Genomic DNA, 16,213 nt, shown 5'->3' with positions numbered 1-16,213 from the left:
TAAATTAGTGTAGGAGCGTGTATAATTCAATATTGGAATACGATTTTATAAGGTTTTGCATAGTATTAACGTGATTTAATGTTGATTTTAATCAATTGTACACGCTATGCATCACACAAAGTATTGTTCGAATTTTTGAAAGCTGAGTAAGGATGTAGTAAGCTATATAGGTTCATTCAATTGAAGTGCAGTGTAAGAACAAACCGAAACGTTTGGTTTTAGCTTGCAGTTCATTTGAAAAATCAAGTATGCTATTTACATAAGTAAATAATGAGGTGTTCATGTGAAGAAAAACAGTAGAATAATTGCATTCTTGTTACTTGTTGTGTTGCTTTTTGCTGGCATGGCAGCAACTTACAAGAATGTAATTAAAGACGTTCGTTTAGGCTTGGACCTTCAAGGTGGATTTGAGGTACTTTACCAAGTTAATCCATTACAAAAGGGTGATAAGATAGACGATAAGGCTGTTCAAGCCACAGCCAAAACGTTAGAAAACAGGGTCAACGTCTTAGGGGTATCTGAACCTAAGATTACTGTTGAAGATAATAACCGTATTCGAGTACAACTTGCTGGTGTTAAAAACCAAAATGAAGCTCGAGACATTTTATCTTCACAAGCGAATTTAACGATTCGTGACTCAGACGATAACGTTAAATTAACAGGTAAGGATTTAGTTCAAGGTTCTGCAAAACAAGAGTTTAAGCAGAATACCAACCAACCGGCTGTTACTTTCAAATTGAAAGATAGTAAAAAATTCAAGAAAGTCACAGAAGAGATTTCAAAACGTAAAGAAAACGTGATGGTTGTTTGGTTAGACTACGAAAAAGGCGATAGTTACCAAAAAGAAAAAGAGAAAAAAGACCCGAAATATGTTTCAGCAGCGTCAGTTGATCAACCTATCAACTCTGACAGTGTAGAAATTTCTGGTGGATTTAATGGCGAAGAAGGCGTTCAAAAAGCAAAACAAATTGCTGACTTATTGAACTCTGGTTCTTTACCAGTACATCTTAAAGAAATTTACTCTAACTCTGTAGGTGCACAGTTCGGTCAAGATGCATTAGATAAAACAATCTTCGGTTCATTATTAGGTGTCGGAGTCATTTACTTATTTATGGTAGGATTCTACAGATTACCTGGTATTATTGCCGTAATTATATTAACAACATACATCTACTTAACTTTAGTAGCCTTCAACTTCATTCATGGTGTACTTACATTGCCAGGTTTAGCGGCACTGGTACTTGGTGTCGGTATGGCGGTTGATGCGAACATCATTATGTATGAACGGATTAAAGATGAGTTGAGAATCGGACGAACATTGAAACAAGCTTTCCACAAAGCGAATAAGAGTTCCTTTATTACGATTTTAGATGCGAACTTAACAACTGTCTTAGCGGCAGCTGTGTTATTCTTCTTTGGTGAAAGTGCGGTTAAAGGTTTCGCTACGATGTTATTACTCGCAATCTTAATGAGTTTCGTGACAGCAGTATTCTTAACACGTATCTTATTATCATTGTTAGTACAATCAAATTACTTCAAGAAAAGTTTCTGGTTATTTGGTATTAAGAAGAAAGATAGACATGATATCAATGAAGGTATTGATGTGTATCAATTAAAAACACCTTATGATCATTGGAACTTCATGAAACTTGCGAAACCATTATTCTGGTTCAGTGGTATTGTGATTGCTGCTGGTGTAGTGATTCTGTTTATATTCAAATTAAACTTAGGTATCGACTTTACAAGTGGTACACGTGTTGATATGAAAGCAGATCATAAGATTACACAAGAAGATGTTACAAAACAATTAAACAAAACGCATATGAAGCCTGACCGTATTTCATTATCTGGTAATAACGATAGCGCTTCTGTTCAATTTAAAAATGATTTGAGCAAAGACGAAGTTGCTAAAGTTAAAAATGTGATGAAAAAAGAATTCGGTAATGAACCTACTGTTAACACAGTTTCACCGGTGATTGGTCAAGAAATTGCGAAAAACGCATTACTTTCATTGATTTACGCATCAATCGGTATGATTATATACATTTCATTACGATTCGAATGGCGAATGGGCTTATCATCTATCATCGCATTACTGCATGATGCCTTTATGATTGTTGCGGTATTCAGCTTGTTCAGAATTGAAGTAGATGTAACATTTATCGCAGCAGTTCTAACAATTATCGGTTACTCTATTAACGATACAATCGTTACGTTTGACCGTGTACGTGAGAACTTGCATAAAATCAGGGTGATTACTAAACCAGAACAGATTGACAAAATTGTAAACCGTTCAATCAGACAAACACTGACACGTTCAATCAACACTGTATTAACAGTTGTGATTGTTGTAGTCGCATTATTAATGTTCGGTGCATCAAGTATCTTCAACTTTGCACTTGCATTATTAATTGGTTTAGTTTCTGGTGTATTCTCATCTGTGTTCATCGCTGTACCTTTATGGGGCATGATGAAAAAACAACAGCTTAAAAAAGCACCAAATCATAAACTTGTCGTTTATCGTGAAAAACGTAAAAACGAAGATAAAATTCTGGTTTAATAGAACGAGAGTATTAACTCCTGGACTTTTTAGTCTGGGAGTTTTTTTATGATGTAAAACGCTATGTTTGGTAGAAGTTGCTTTTTATTTTATGAGTTCTTCTGTATAATGACATGTGGAAAAGAGGGAAGTCGTTATATGATTAAAGCTAAGTATAAATGGGATTTACAATCGAATACATCAGAAATCACATCAGATGATGCTAAAGCATTAAAGCTTACACCTATCGTACAAAAGATATTACAAAGCAAAGGTGTAATAGCGTCTTCTGAAATCAAACAATTACTAGAACCATCTCAAATTCAGCATGACACTTATGCGTTAAGTGATATGAAGAAAGCTATCGAACGTATCAATCAAGCACTTGATAAAAAAGAACGTATTTTAGTTTATGGAGATTATGATGCTGATGGGGTAACATCTACATCTATATTAGTCAGTGCATTAAGAGAACTTGGTGCAGAAGTCGGATGGTATATTCCAAATCGATTTACTGAAGGATACGGACCAAATGAAGCAGCCTTTAGAAATGCGGCAGATGAAGGTATCGACTTGATTATTACAGTTGATAATGGTATCCAAGGTCATCATGAAATGCTAGTGGCTAAAGAATTAGACATAGATGTGATTATTACAGATCACCATGAAATTAGTGAAACGTTACCGGAAGCTTATGCGATTGTGCATCCGATGCATCCAGATTTTGACTATCCATTTAAATACTTAAGCGGTGCAGGGGTCGCATTAAAAATTGCTCAAGCATTACTTGATCATCCTGCACCTGAATTTACAGCTTTGGCAGCCATAGGTACAGTTGCTGATTTGGTCTCATTAACAAATGAAAACCGAGCTATTGTACAACAAGGTATAAAAGTGATGAACAATCATCCATCAGTTGCCATCGAAGCGCTGCTAAGTCAAGCAGGGTATAACGACGCGATAAACGAAGAAACGATTGGTTTTATAATAGGACCGCGTTTGAATGCAGTAGGCCGTCTAGATGATGCAAGTTTAGCAGCGGAATTGTTAATGTGTGAAAGTGCGGAAGAAGCGGAATTCTTAGCTGAGCAAGTTGAACATTTTAATCAAGAACGAAAAGATATTGTTCAAGAGATTGCAGACGAAGCACTTGAAATGGCACAAGCGGAAGTAGAAGCTGGAAACCGCTTCTTAATCCTTGCCCAAGAAAATTGGCATGAAGGTGTTCTTGGCATCGTTGCCTCACGAATTGTTGAAACATATGGCTTGCCGACGATCATTCTAAATATTGATACTGCACAAGATTTTGCGAAAGGTTCTGCACGCAGTATTGAACAAGTTTCAATGTATGAGATGCTAGATAAAGAAAGACCATTGATTTCAAAATTCGGTGGGCATCATATGGCAGCGGGAATGACTTTACCAATTGAGAATATAGAAAAGCTTAAAACAGCGTTAAATGCTCATATGGCAGAACTCGCAAAACACGTAGATTTAACACCTAGGAAAAAAGTAGATTTAGTATTAAGCGAATCTGATATTACGGTTAAAAATATTTCAGATATTGAAAAGTTACGACCATTCGGTACAGACTTTACTAGTCCTGTGTTTGAATTAGATAGGATTCAAGTCAAACAATCTAAAGGGATTGGTCAAGAAGGCAAACATTTAAAAATGACACTAGGTGATTCTAAGTTACAAGCCCTTTATTGGCAAAATGGTGCATATGCACACCAACTAGAACTGAACGAGCCCTTAAATTTAATCGGGACTTTACAAATAAATGAATGGAATGGTAATCAATCGCCTCAATTCATGGTACAAGATATGGCTTCAGAACAGCTGCAAATTTTAGACTTCAGAGGCAAAGCACGTCAACATGAGATGCATGATAATGCATCGACTGCAGAAATTATCAATGCACAGGCTGAAAAAGCACATGAACATCAATATTTCTATGGAGATATAATTGAACAAGTTTATGACAGATATATCTTTAAAGAGTTACCATTGGATTTAGAAACCATGGCACAAACGCTAAAGTCAATTCAAGCCAGTCAAATTATTTTAGAGTTGAACCATCGACACTCTATTTATTTTGACGGCATGCCGCAAATGAACCATTTTAAGGCGTGCTATAAAGCCTTATTTATGAAAGATGAAATCAACTTAGAACAAGATGGAATGCAGTTATGCAACTATTTAAAAATCAAACCGCCTTTATTGATATTTATGCTCAAAGTCTTTAATGAATTAGATTTTATTGAGAATAATCATGGTATAATTAAAGTGAATAAAAATGTAGATAAAAAGGACATTACTTCTAGTAAGCTTTATCAAGCAAGACTTAAACGGATAGATGTTGAGAAATTCTTGTTATATGATGACTTTTCAAAGGTGAAACTTTGGATTAAAGAACAGCTAGCTAAGTAATTAGGAGGAAATAAATAAATGGATTTAAAACAATATGTTTCAGAAGTACAAGATTGGCCTAAAGAAGGCGTCAATTTCAAAGATATCACAACGATTATGGATAATGGGGAAGCTTATGGTTATGCGACAGATCAAATCGTTGAATTTGCTAGAGAAAAAGAAGTAGATATCGTTGTAGGTCCTGAAGCACGTGGCTTTATCATCGGTTGTCCTGTAGCGTATTCAATGGGAATTGGGTTTGCACCAGTACGTAAAGAAGGCAAACTTCCTAGAGAAGTCATCAAATATGAGTACAACTTAGAATATGGTACTAACGTTTTAACTATGCATAAGGATGCTATTAAACCAGGACAACGCGTCTTAATTACTGATGATTTGCTAGCGACAGGCGGCACGATTGAAGCTACAATCAAACTCGTTGAAGAACTAGGAGGTATTGTGGCTGGTATTGCCTTTATCATCGAATTAAAATATTTACATGGTTATGAAAAGATTAAAGACTACGAAGTATTAAGCTTAATTTCATATGATGAGTAAAATAATGTATCGCTTACTAGTGAAGGGTAAGCGATACATTTATTTATTTGCAAAATTTGTTTTTTGTTTTTAAAATAAAAGTTAATTCTACAAGGTAAGCTTGTAAACGACACTGACAAGATAATTGCGAAAGTTCACACAATACGTCGAAGTATAGTGGTTCAATTATCTGTCAATGTATAGTAGAATAGATATATTATTTAATATAAATGTAAGTTGTGATAAAAGGAACGAGTTGAAAATAGGCTGGTAACCTATATAACTATTGTCGAAATATGAAATATTCAAACAAACTGACAAGCAGATTATAAAATAAAATGTACTTAAAAAGAAGATGTGGGGGTGTCTAATGTGAATAATGAATATCCATACAGCGCAGATGAAGTCTTATATAAAGCAAAATCCTACTTATCCAAAGAGGAGTATGAACATGTCTTGAAAAGCTATCATATCGCATATGAAGCGCATCAAGGCCAATTCAGAAAAAATGGTTTGCCTTATATTATGCACCCGATTCAAGTAGCTGGTATTTTAACTGAGATGCATCTTGACGGACCGACTATTGTTGCAGGCTTCTTACATGATGTAATTGAGGATACTCCTTACACATTTGATGACGTAAAAGCGATGTTTAACGATGAAGTAGCCATGATTGTTGAAGGGGTTACGAAATTAAAGAAAGTCAAATATCGTTCTAAAGAAGAACAACAAGCTGAGAACCATAGAAAGTTATTTATTGCGATTGCCAAAGATGTACGTGTTATCTTAGTTAAATTAGCAGATAGATTGCATAATATGCGTACTTTAAAAGCGATGCCGAGAGAAAAACAAATTAGAATTTCTAAAGAAACATTAGAGATTTACGCACCGCTTGCACACCGCTTAGGGATTAATACAATCAAATGGGAACTTGAAGATATAGCGCTTCGTTATATCGATGGTGTACAGTACTTCCGTATCGTCAATCTCATGAAGAAAAAACGTAGTGAGCGTGAAGCTTATATTGCAAACGCGATAGACAATATACGTGCTGAAATGGATAAAATGCATATTTCAGGTGAGATTAACGGCCGTCCTAAACATATTTACAGTATCTATCGTAAAATGATGAAACAAAAGAAACAATTCGATCAAATCTTTGATTTATTAGCAGTGCGTATTATTGTTGATTCAATTAAAGATTGTTATGCGGTATTAGGTTTAGTACATACTTTATGGAAACCGATGCCTGGCAGATTCAAAGACTATATTGCGATGCCTAAACAAAACATGTATCAATCGTTGCATACCACTGTTGTAGGTCCTAATGGCGATCCTTTAGAAATTCAAATCAGAACACATGAAATGCATGAAATTGCTGAACACGGGGTTGCGGCGCATTGGGCTTATAAAGAAGGCAAGAAAGTCACTGATGATAATTCAAGTTATGCTAAGAAACTATCATGGTTGAAAGACTTGGCAGAAGCAGATAAAACAGCGAATGATGCACAAGAATTTATGGAATCATTGAAGTTCGATTTACAAAGTGATAAAGTATATGCCTTCACACCACAAAGTGATGTGATTGAATTACCTTATGGTGCAGTTCCGATTGACTTCGCCTATGCCGTACACAGTGAAGTCGGCAACAAAATGATCGGTGCAAAGGTCAATGGTAAAATCGAACCGATTGATTACGTATTGCAAACTGGAGATATTGTTGAAATACGAACAAGCAAACATTCCTATGGACCAAGCAGAGACTGGTTGAAAATTGTTCGTTCTTCCAGTGCAAAAAGCAAAATTAAAAGCTTCTTCAAAAAACAAGACCGTTCTTCAAACATTGAAAAAGGTAAGTTTATGGTAGAAGCGGAAATTAAGGAACAAGGCTTTAAAGTTGATGAAGTATTGACAGAAGCGAATATAGATATCGTCAATCAAAAATATAATTTCTCAAATGAAGATGATTTATTTGCGGCAGTAGGTTTTGGCGGTGTGACATCATCACAAATCGTTAACAAGTTAACGGAAAAACAACGTATTCTTGACAAGCAACGTGCATTGAATGAAGCGCAAGAAGTCACAAAATCTGTACCGATTAAAGACAATATCACCACAGACAGCGGTGTTTATGTTGAAGGTATTGAAAACGTATTGATCAAATTATCTAAATGCTGTAATCCGATTCCAGGTGACGATATTGTAGGTTATATTACTAAAGGACATGGTATTAAAGTACACCGTACAGATTGTCCGAATATCCGAAATGAAAAAGAACGTTTAATCAGCGTAGAGTGGGTGAAATCTAAAGACTCTACACAACGTTATCAAGTTGATTTAGAAGTCACTGCCTATGACCGCAACGGATTACTTAATGAAGTACTACAAGCGGTTAACGCAACTGACAGTAATTTAGTTAAAGTATCAGGTAAATCTGATGTTGAAAAAAATGCTATTATTAATTTAAGTGTGATGGTTAAAAACGTCAACGAAGTATTTAAAGTCGTAGAACGTATTAAACAACTAGGAGACGTCTATACAGTAACAAGAGTTTGGAACTAACTGAGGTGTATATAAATGAGAGTAGTAGTACAACGTGTCAAACAAGCATCTGTAACAAATGAAACGTTAAATAATCAAATTGGAAAAGGTTTATGTTTGTTAGTTGGTGTAGGTAAAGATTCGACTGAAGCAGATGTGCAAGCAGTGGCAAAAAAGATAGCCAATGCAAGAATCTTTGAAGATGAAGAAGGAAAAATGAATTTGAATGTTCAGCAAATCGGGGGTGAGATATTATCTATATCTCAATTCACGTTATATGCTGATGTTAAAAAAGGCAATAGACCTGGCTTTTCAAATTCTAAATCTCCAGATGAAGCAAATCGCTTATATGAAGCGTTGAACGATGCATTACGTACTTATGACTTAGAAGTTAAGACAGGTGAATTCGGTACTGATATGTTAGTGGATATCGCAAATGACGGTCCTGTGACGATTATTTATGAAAGTCAGGACGGCAAAGTGATATGAACCGAATAGAACGGTGGTTTAAAAAGCATAGACTTAAACCGATTCCCGTACTCATTGCTGCACTCTTAATTATTATTGTTGTATTTACGATAATTCTCGTTGCCAATTATCAAGATAAACATGATGATAGTGTAACAATGAAAGAAGATGCAGAATTAAGAACGGGTCCTAACGCCGTCTATCCTGAGATTTTTCCTGCTGAAAAAGGTGAAACATTCCATAAACTTGATAAAAAAGGTAAATGGATTTATGTTGAAACAAGTAATGGCAAGCAAAAAGGATGGGTGGCTGGATGGCATACGGATTTAGATATTCCGCCAGATAATGATCCGAATGCTAAGCCGTTAAAAGGCAAAGTGATTGTACTGGACCCTGGTCATGGCGGTGGTGACCAGGGAGCAGCCAGTGGCACTAAGTATAAATCTTTAGAAAAAGTTTATACTTTAAAAACTGGATTGGAGTTAAAAAAGAAACTTGAGCAAGAAGGCGCAACTGTTAAAATGACGCGTGACAATGATAATTACGTCAAACTGAAAGATAGAAATCTTAAAGGTGATGCGTTTATCAGCTTACATAATGACGCTTTGGAGTCTCCTGAAGCAAATGGCGCAACAGTATATTGGTACAAGAAAAAACAAGAAGATTTAGCACAAGTTTTAAGTATGAGTATACAGAAAAAAGGTTTGCTGTCACCTAAAGGTGCGAGACAGGAAAATTATCAAGTATTGCGTCAATCTAAAATACCAGCTGTGTTAATTGAGCTAGGATATATCAGTAATCCAACAGATGAGATGATGATACGAGATAAATTGCATCGCCAAATATTAGAACAGTCTATTGTTGATGGTTTGCGTATGTATTTTTCAGCTTAAATAGTTGCAATCAATGCTTAAAATCGTTATGATAGTATCTGAATAAAATAATTAAAACCGTTACGATTCTTGAATAGACATTACGAAATGATACAAGAGAAATAATCCTAGGCTGAAAGATTATTCAGAGTAATTTTGTCATTATTGAACACAAGAAGAGGTGAAGGTAAATAGTTTCTGTTTATCTTCCGTACAACATACGTTAAATGTTTAAAGTGGAACTGTGCTATACAGTTCAATTAGGGTGGCAACACGGAAAATTCGTCCCTTGTGTGATAGTGATATCATACAAGGGGCTTTTTTATTTCTAAAAGGAAGTGACGATATGATTAAAATCCCACGTGGTACACAAGATATTCTGCCTGATCAAAGCAGAAAATGGAGATATATTGAAACAAAATTAGATGAATTAATGGAACTGTATAATTATAAAGAAATTCGTACACCTATTTTTGAAAGTACTGACTTATTCGCAAGAGGTGTTGGCGATTCAACAGATGTTGTACAAAAAGAAATGTATACATTCAAAGATAAAGGTGATCGCAGTATTACATTAAGACCTGAAGGTACTGCAGCAGTAGTTCGTTCATACATTGAAAATAAAATGCAAGGTGATCCGAACCAACCGATTAAACTTTACTATAATGGTCCGATGTTCAGATATGAACGTAAACAAAAAGGGCGTTATCGTCAATTTAATCAATTCGGTGTAGAAGCAATCGGTGCCGAAGATCCAAGTATTGATGCTGAAGTTTTAGCAATGGTAATGCATATCTATGAATCATTCGGCTTAAAACACTTGAAACTTGTGATTAATAGTGTGGGTGACTTTGATTCTCGTAAGGAATATAACGAAGCGTTAATTAAGCACTTTGAACCTGTCATTGATACGTTCTGTAGTGACTGCCAATCTCGCTTGTATACGAATCCAATGCGTATTTTGGATTGTAAAGTGGATAGAGATAAAGAAGCGGTTAAAACTGCACCACGCATCACAGAATATTTAAACGAAGAATCAAAAGCTTATTTTAAACAAGTTAAAAGTTATTTAGATGAATTAGGTATTCCTTATGTGGAAGATCCAAACTTAGTTCGTGGTCTGGATTATTATACACACACTGCTTTTGAATTAATGATTGACAGTCCAGATTATGATGGTGCCATCACAACACTATGCGGCGGCGGACGTTACAATGGTTTATTAGAATTACTAGATGGACCAAAACAAACAGGTATTGGTTTCGCATTAAGTATTGAACGTTTACTACTTGCGTTAGAAGAAGAAGGTATCGAAATCGAAGATGAAGATCATTTAGATTTATTTATTGTAACGATGGGTGAAAAAGCGGACCGTTACGCAGTTAAATTATTAAATGATTTACGCCATCACGGTATTAAAGCAGATAAAGATTACTTGAAACGTAAAATTAAAGGTCAAATGAAGCAAGCGAACCGTGTAGGAGCTGAATATACGATTGTAATCGGCGACCAAGAACTTGAAGATGGAAATATCAATATCAAACATATGGAGAGCGGAGAATCAGAAGCGATTCAACTCACGGATTTAGTTTCATATTTTGAAGAGAAGAAAGCGAAATAAGAGGAGAGAGTAATTATGAGTAAAAGAACAACTTATTGTGGTCTTGTAACGGAAGACCTTTTAGGACAACACGTCACTTTAAAAGGATGGGTACACAATCGTCGTGACTTAGGTGGATTAATCTTTGTTGATTTACGTGACCGTGAAGGCTATGTACAAATCGTCTTCAACCCAGACTTTTCTAAAGAGGCATTAGAAGTTGCGGAATCTATCCGTTCTGAATACGTGATTGAAGTTGAAGGTACAGTAACAAAACGTGATCCTGAAACTGTAAACCCTAAAATTAAAACAGGTAATGTTGAAGTACAAGTTGATAAAATCAATATCATCAACAAAGCACAAACTCCGCCATTTTCAATAAATGATGATTCACAACAAGTGGATGAAAATATCCGTTTAAAATATCGTTATTTAGATTTAAGAAGACAAGAACTTGCGCAAACAATTAAAATGCGTCACCACATTACACGCGCAATTCATGAATATTTAGATAAAGAAGGTTTTTTAGATATCGAAACACCTTTCTTAACTAAATCAACACCAGAAGGTGCACGTGACTATTTAGTACCATCTCGTGTGCATGAAGGTAAATTCTATGCACTACCGCAATCACCACAATTGTTCAAACAATTATTGATGATCAGCGGCTTCGATAAATATTACCAAATCGTAAAATGTTTCCGTGACGAAGACTTACGTGCAGACAGACAACCTGAATTCACGCAAGTCGATATTGAAATGAGTTTCGTAGACCAAGAAGATGTTATGGAACTTGGTGAAGACATGCTGAAAAGTGTTGTAAAAGATGTTAAAGGTGTTGAATTGACTGAACAATTCCCACGTATGACATACGCAGAAGCTATGTCACGTTATGGTTCTGATAAACCAGATACACGTTTTGACATGGAGTTATTGGATGTTTCAAAACTAGGAGAAACAATGGACTTCAAAGTCTTTAAAGATACAGTAGAAAAAGGCGGAGAAGTAAAAGCATTAGTTGCGAAAGGTGCTTCAGACAAATATACACGTAAAGATATTGATAAATTAACTGAGTTTGTGAATATCTATGGCGCAAAAGGATTAGCTTGGGTCAAAGTTGTTGAAGATGGCTTAAGCGGACCAATCGCAAGATTCTTTGAAGATGAAAATGTTGAAACATTAAAATCTTTAACAGATGCAGAAGCAGGAGATTTAGTATTATTTGTTGCAGATAAACCAAGTGTTGTCGCACAAAGTTTAGGTGCATTACGTGTAAAATTAGCGCATGAGTTAGGCTTAATTGATGAAGATAAATTAAACTTCTTATGGGTAACAGATTGGCCGTTACTTGAATATGATGAAGATGAAAAACGCTATGTAGCAGCGCACCATCCTTTCACATCACCTAAAGATGAAGATTTAGACAAATTAGATTCTGAACCAGAAAAAGCACAAGCGAAAGCGTACGATATCGTATTAAACGGTTATGAATTAGGCGGCGGTTCAATCAGAATCCACAATGGTGATATTCAAGAAAAAATGTTTGAAGTCTTAGGCTTTACAAAAGAAGAAGCACAAGATCAATTCGGCTTCTTACTTGATGCATTCAAATATGGTGCACCACCACATGGCGGTATCGCATTAGGTCTTGACCGCTTCGTCATGTTATTAACAGGACGTACAAACTTACGTGATACAATCGCATTCCCTAAAACTGCGTCAGCTGTATCATTAATGACACAAGCACCAAGTGAAGTTTCTAATAAACAATTAGAAGAATTAGCATTGCGTATTCGTCATTAATAGAAAAATTACACTTTGAGAGTGTTTATATTTGCAATTACCATTTTATGTGGTAATATCTAAGTATAAGATAGTCGTCTGAAATACTCGTAGTTTGCTGTATGTATTTTGACCTAACACTCTTTGATCAGGGAGCCCAATAGGTTTTCTTGCAGCGCACACGCCTCTTAAGGAGGACTTGCAAAACAAGAAACAGGGCACCCACCTGTAATTAGCAGGCCAAAATGATCAAGCTCTAATAACTACGGTACAACGGATTCTATCGTACGTAGGACTTCGGTCCTACGTATTTTTTTTATTTTCTTTTCAAAGTTTGGCTTTTTTCACGAAATAATATTATCTAAATTTGTTATAATGGTATATGGTAGTAAAGTTAGATTAAAGGAGTATAGATTTGATGAAACATCAATTTTCACGTAATGAATTGGCATACGGTAAAGAGGGACTTGATTTATTAAAACAACAAACAGTTGCAGTACTTGGCGTTGGGGGCGTTGGGTCTTTTGCAGCAGAAGCTTTAGCTAGAACAAATATCGGCCATATCATTTTAATTGATAAAGATGATGTGGACATTACTAATGTGAACCGTCAATTACACGCACTTACAACGACTATCGGTCAAAGTAAAGTGACATTGATGGAAGAACGTATCAAATTAATCAATCCAGATTGTAAAGTAACTTCTTTACATATGTTCTATACCGAAGAAACGTATGAACAACTGTTCAATGATTATGATATTGATTACATTATTGATGCGAGCGACACAATTATTTATAAAGTGCATTTGATGAAAGAATGTTTGAAACGCGGCATTAAAATCATTTCTAGTATGGGTGCTGCAAATAAAACAGATCCAACACGTTTCCAAATTGCCGATATTTCTAAAACGAATACAGATCCTATCGCAAAAATAATTAGACAAAAATTGAAAAAAGAAGGTATTAAAAAAGGGATTCCAGTTGTTTTTTCAGATGAAAGTCCAATCGTCATCAGAGAAGATGTTAAAGAAACAGTCGGCGATAAAAATGCGGCAACGCGTAAAGGTCAAATGCCACCATCTTCAAATGCATTTGTGCCAAGTGTAGTAGGCTTAATTTGTGCAAGTTATGTCATCAACGATGTCTTAAAAGATATACCTGTGACTAGAATCAAAGATAAAAACCAAAAATAAAAAGGCTGATGTAGAATCGTAGACTGACTACGATTCTTCTATCAACCTTAATTAACGCTTGTTTTGCTGCTTAGTAATATTGTCATAGATTTGTTTAAGTTGCTGTTCAGTTTTAGATGTTGTTTTAGGATGGTAATAATGTCTGTTTTTAAGTTTATCCGGCAGATATTGCTGTGGTATAAAGCCATTCTCAGAATCATGCGGATATTGATAACCAATTGCATGACCTAATTCTTTAGCGCCTTTATAATGACCATCTTTAAGATGATTAGGCACTTGGCCAACATGACCTTTTCTAATATCAGATAAAGCAGCGTCAATGGCTTTGATACCTGAATTTGATTTAGGTGATAAGCATAATTCAATAACTGCTTGACTGAGCGGAATGCGTGCTTCTGGAAATCCTAAACGTTCTGCAGATTCAATGGCAGCGAGTGTACGTTGCCCGGCACTAGGGGATGCTAAACCGATATCTTCATAGCTGATCACTAGTAATCTTCTCGCGATGGTTGGGAGATCTCCTGCTTCAATCAGTCGTGCAAGATAATGTAATGCGGCATCAGTATCACTGCCTCGAATTGATTTTTGGAAAGCACTCATGACATCATAGTGCATGTCACCATCTTTATCACTGACAAAGCTGCCTTTTTGCATACAATCTTTGGCATCTTCTAAAGAAACGTGAATTTTGTCATTCTCATCAGGTTTAGCACTTAGTACTGAAAGTTCTAAGGCGTTTAAAGCACTGCGCACATCACCGTGACTTTGAGTAGAGAAGTATTGCATTGCATCATGATCAACTGTTGCATGATAGGAAGCAAGACCGCGTTCTTCATCAGCTAAAGCGCGTTCTAATGCTACAGCAACATCTTCTTCTGTCAGAGGATAGAGTTCAAATATCTGTGCTCGTGAACGAATAGCAGGATTAATCGCATGGTACGGATTGGATGTTGTCGCACCAATAAGTACTATTTTTCCGTTCTCTAAGTGAGGTAACAGGAAATCTTGTTTAGCTTTATCTAAACGATGGATTTCATCAAGCAGTAAAATGACTTGACCAGACATTTTCGCTTCTTCAACCACCATTTGCATGTCTTTTTTGGTATTTGTCACAGCGTTTAATTGTCTGAACTTAAACTGTGTAGAACCTGCGATGGCTTTCGCAATACTGGTTTTTCCAATACCAGGAGGTCCATAAAAAATCATTGAAGTCAGTCGTTTGGATTCAACCATTCTTCTAATGATACCTTTTGGACCAACTAAGTGTTGTTGTGATATGATTTCATCTAGGTTTTGCGGACGCATTCTAGATGCTAAAGGTTCGTTAGTCAAGATAGAGTCACACCTTTCTATTACTATATTAACGTAAAAAATGCTAGAATTGAATAAAATAAAATCGGATTAAGCGAGGTAATAAAATGAAAATTTCAACAAAAGGGAGATATGGCTTAACCTTAATGATTTCTCTTGCTAAGAGGGAAGGTCAAGGTTGTGTATCGTTAAAAACTATTGCAGAAGAAAATAAATTAAGTGATCTATACCTAGAACAATTAGTAGGACCATTAAGAAATGCCGGATTGATTCGTAGTGTACGCGGTGCTAAAGGTGGATACCAACTCCGTGTCCCAGCTGATGAAATTAAAGCCGGAGATATTATTCGCCTGCTTGAAGGTCCGATTTCATTCGTTGAAAGTATAGATTCAGAGCCGCCAGCACAACAAGAACTTTGGTTGCGCATGAGAGACGCAGTCAGAGAAGTATTAGATGGCACAACGTTAAAATATTTAGCAGACTTTAACGATACTGATAAACGCGATAATTACATGTTCTATATTTAATAAGTATTGCAGTTCAACTACAGGTTGTTGGACTGCATTTTTTAATGCGTAATATGGATATGTTTATTCAAATTCACATGTGGTATTCATATAATGTAACTTGATTTGAAATAATTGGAGGAATCGATTATGGCAAATAAAGGTGAAGACAAATTAGAACAAGCAAAAGGCAACGTTAAAGAAACAGTAGGTAATGCTACTGATAATAAAAAATTAGAACATGAAGGTAAAGCAGATAAAGCTTCAGGTAAAGTTGATGAAAAAATTAACGATGCTGCAGACAAAGCAAAAGATGCAGCTGGCAAATTAAAAGATAAATTCAATAAAGATAAATAATTATCAATCAATAAATAGAAATAACGGGCAGAATCTTAAATGGTTCTGCCCGTTATTTGTGTGTGCGCTCGGCATGATTAACAACTTGATGGT

At 35.7% G+C, this 16,213-nt stretch carries 12 protein-coding genes and 1 other RNA gene; 12 read left to right on the top strand and 1 reads right to left on the bottom strand.

Annotation, left to right across the window (positions count from 1 at the left end; all coding sequences use genetic code 11):
• Window positions 1–283: 283 nt before the first annotated feature.
• The 10 genes from secDF (at window position 284) to HMPREF2937_RS12285 (ending at window position 13,946) form a co-directional block, all read left to right on the top strand.
• Entirely contained in the window at window positions 284–2,560 is a 2,277-nt protein-coding gene (gene secDF, locus HMPREF2937_RS12330; protein ID WP_070864707.1) for a protein translocase subunit SecDF, read from the top strand.
• A gap of 138 nt (window positions 2,561–2,698) precedes the next feature.
• The gene (gene recJ, locus HMPREF2937_RS12325; protein ID WP_070864706.1) at window positions 2,699–4,972 is read left to right on the top strand and encodes a single-stranded-DNA-specific exonuclease RecJ; all 2,274 of its coding nucleotides are present in this window, start codon (window positions 2,699–2,701) and stop codon (window positions 4,970–4,972) included.
• A gap of 18 nt (window positions 4,973–4,990) precedes the next feature.
• Window positions 4,991–5,509 carry an adenine phosphoribosyltransferase gene (locus tag HMPREF2937_RS12320; protein ID WP_023016066.1) on the top strand — a complete coding sequence of 173 codons (519 nt, stop codon included), beginning with the start codon at window positions 4,991–4,993 and terminating at the stop codon, window positions 5,507–5,509.
• A gap of 351 nt (window positions 5,510–5,860) precedes the next feature.
• Window positions 5,861–8,050 carry a RelA/SpoT family protein gene (locus tag HMPREF2937_RS12315; protein WP_002481117.1) on the top strand — a complete coding sequence of 730 codons (2,190 nt, stop codon included), beginning with the start codon at window positions 5,861–5,863 and terminating at the stop codon, window positions 8,048–8,050.
• A 15-nt stretch (window positions 8,051–8,065) separates the two neighbouring features.
• Window positions 8,066–8,518 (top strand): D-aminoacyl-tRNA deacylase, encoded by a 453-nt coding sequence (gene dtd, locus HMPREF2937_RS12310; protein WP_070848827.1) that lies wholly within the window; start codon window positions 8,066–8,068, stop codon window positions 8,516–8,518.
• Window positions 8,515–9,390 (top strand): N-acetylmuramoyl-L-alanine amidase family protein, encoded by an 876-nt coding sequence (locus HMPREF2937_RS12305; RefSeq protein ID WP_002481115.1) that lies wholly within the window; start codon window positions 8,515–8,517, stop codon window positions 9,388–9,390. Before dtd ends, HMPREF2937_RS12305 begins: the two co-directional genes overlap by 4 nt.
• Window positions 9,391–9,715: 325 nt before the next feature.
• Entirely contained in the window at window positions 9,716–10,990 is a 1,275-nt protein-coding gene (hisS, locus tag HMPREF2937_RS12300) for a histidine--tRNA ligase (RefSeq protein ID WP_070864705.1), read from the top strand.
• 15 nt (window positions 10,991–11,005) lie between these two features.
• Window positions 11,006–12,772: an aspartate--tRNA ligase gene (gene aspS, locus HMPREF2937_RS12295; RefSeq protein WP_057510442.1), complete on the top strand. Its 1,767-nt coding sequence runs from the start codon at window positions 11,006–11,008 to the stop codon at window positions 12,770–12,772.
• A 72-nt stretch (window positions 12,773–12,844) separates the two neighbouring features.
• A non-coding RNA gene (gene ssrS, locus HMPREF2937_RS12290) (6S RNA) lies at window positions 12,845–13,035 on the top strand.
• A gap of 134 nt (window positions 13,036–13,169) precedes the next feature.
• On the top strand, window positions 13,170–13,946 hold the full coding sequence (locus HMPREF2937_RS12285) for a tRNA threonylcarbamoyladenosine dehydratase (RefSeq protein WP_023016063.1): 777 nt from the start codon (window positions 13,170–13,172) through the stop codon (window positions 13,944–13,946).
• Between the two features lie 51 nt (window positions 13,947–13,997).
• Here HMPREF2937_RS12285 and HMPREF2937_RS12280 read toward each other — a convergent pair whose 3' ends face one another.
• Window positions 13,998–15,278, bottom strand: coding sequence for a replication-associated recombination protein A (locus HMPREF2937_RS12280; protein ID WP_070864704.1), 1,281 nt, complete (start codon window positions 15,276–15,278; stop codon window positions 13,998–14,000).
• An 86-nt stretch (window positions 15,279–15,364) separates the two neighbouring features.
• Between HMPREF2937_RS12280 and cymR the strand changes: the two genes are divergently transcribed.
• A complete protein-coding gene (gene cymR, locus HMPREF2937_RS12275) occupies window positions 15,365–15,784 on the top strand; it encodes a cysteine metabolism transcriptional regulator CymR (protein WP_002481110.1) in 420 nt (139 codons plus the stop codon).
• Between the two features lie 129 nt (window positions 15,785–15,913).
• Window positions 15,914–16,120 carry a CsbD family protein gene (locus tag HMPREF2937_RS12270; protein ID WP_070864703.1) on the top strand — a complete coding sequence of 69 codons (207 nt, stop codon included), beginning with the start codon at window positions 15,914–15,916 and terminating at the stop codon, window positions 16,118–16,120.
• The last annotated feature ends 93 nt before the right edge of the window (window positions 16,121–16,213 follow it).

The sequence above is a fragment of the Staphylococcus sp. HMSC061G12 genome (assembly GCF_001838465.1).
Taxonomy (GTDB): domain Bacteria; phylum Bacillota; class Bacilli; order Staphylococcales; family Staphylococcaceae; genus Staphylococcus; species Staphylococcus simulans.
This window is presented reverse-complemented; position numbering and strand designations above follow the sequence as displayed.

Bases quoted from the DNA above. Each gene is read 5' to 3' on its own strand.
- recJ (WP_070864706.1), top strand. From the start codon at position 2,699: ATGATTAAAGCTAAGTATAAATGGGATTTACAATCGAATACATCAGAA.
- HMPREF2937_RS12320 (WP_023016066.1), top strand. From the start codon at position 4,991: ATGGATTTAAAACAATATGTTTCAGAAGTACAAGATTGGCCTAAAGAA.
- dtd (WP_070848827.1), top strand. From the start codon at position 8,066: ATGAGAGTAGTAGTACAACGTGTCAAACAAGCATCTGTAACAAATGAA.
- HMPREF2937_RS12305 (WP_002481115.1), top strand. From the start codon at position 8,515: ATGAACCGAATAGAACGGTGGTTTAAAAAGCATAGACTTAAACCGATT.
- hisS (WP_070864705.1), top strand. From the start codon at position 9,716: ATGATTAAAATCCCACGTGGTACACAAGATATTCTGCCTGATCAAAGC.
- aspS (WP_057510442.1), top strand. From the start codon at position 11,006: ATGAGTAAAAGAACAACTTATTGTGGTCTTGTAACGGAAGACCTTTTA.
- HMPREF2937_RS12285 (WP_023016063.1), top strand. From the start codon at position 13,170: ATGAAACATCAATTTTCACGTAATGAATTGGCATACGGTAAAGAGGGA.
- cymR (WP_002481110.1), top strand. From the start codon at position 15,365: ATGAAAATTTCAACAAAAGGGAGATATGGCTTAACCTTAATGATTTCT.
- HMPREF2937_RS12270 (WP_070864703.1), top strand. From the start codon at position 15,914: ATGGCAAATAAAGGTGAAGACAAATTAGAACAAGCAAAAGGCAACGTT.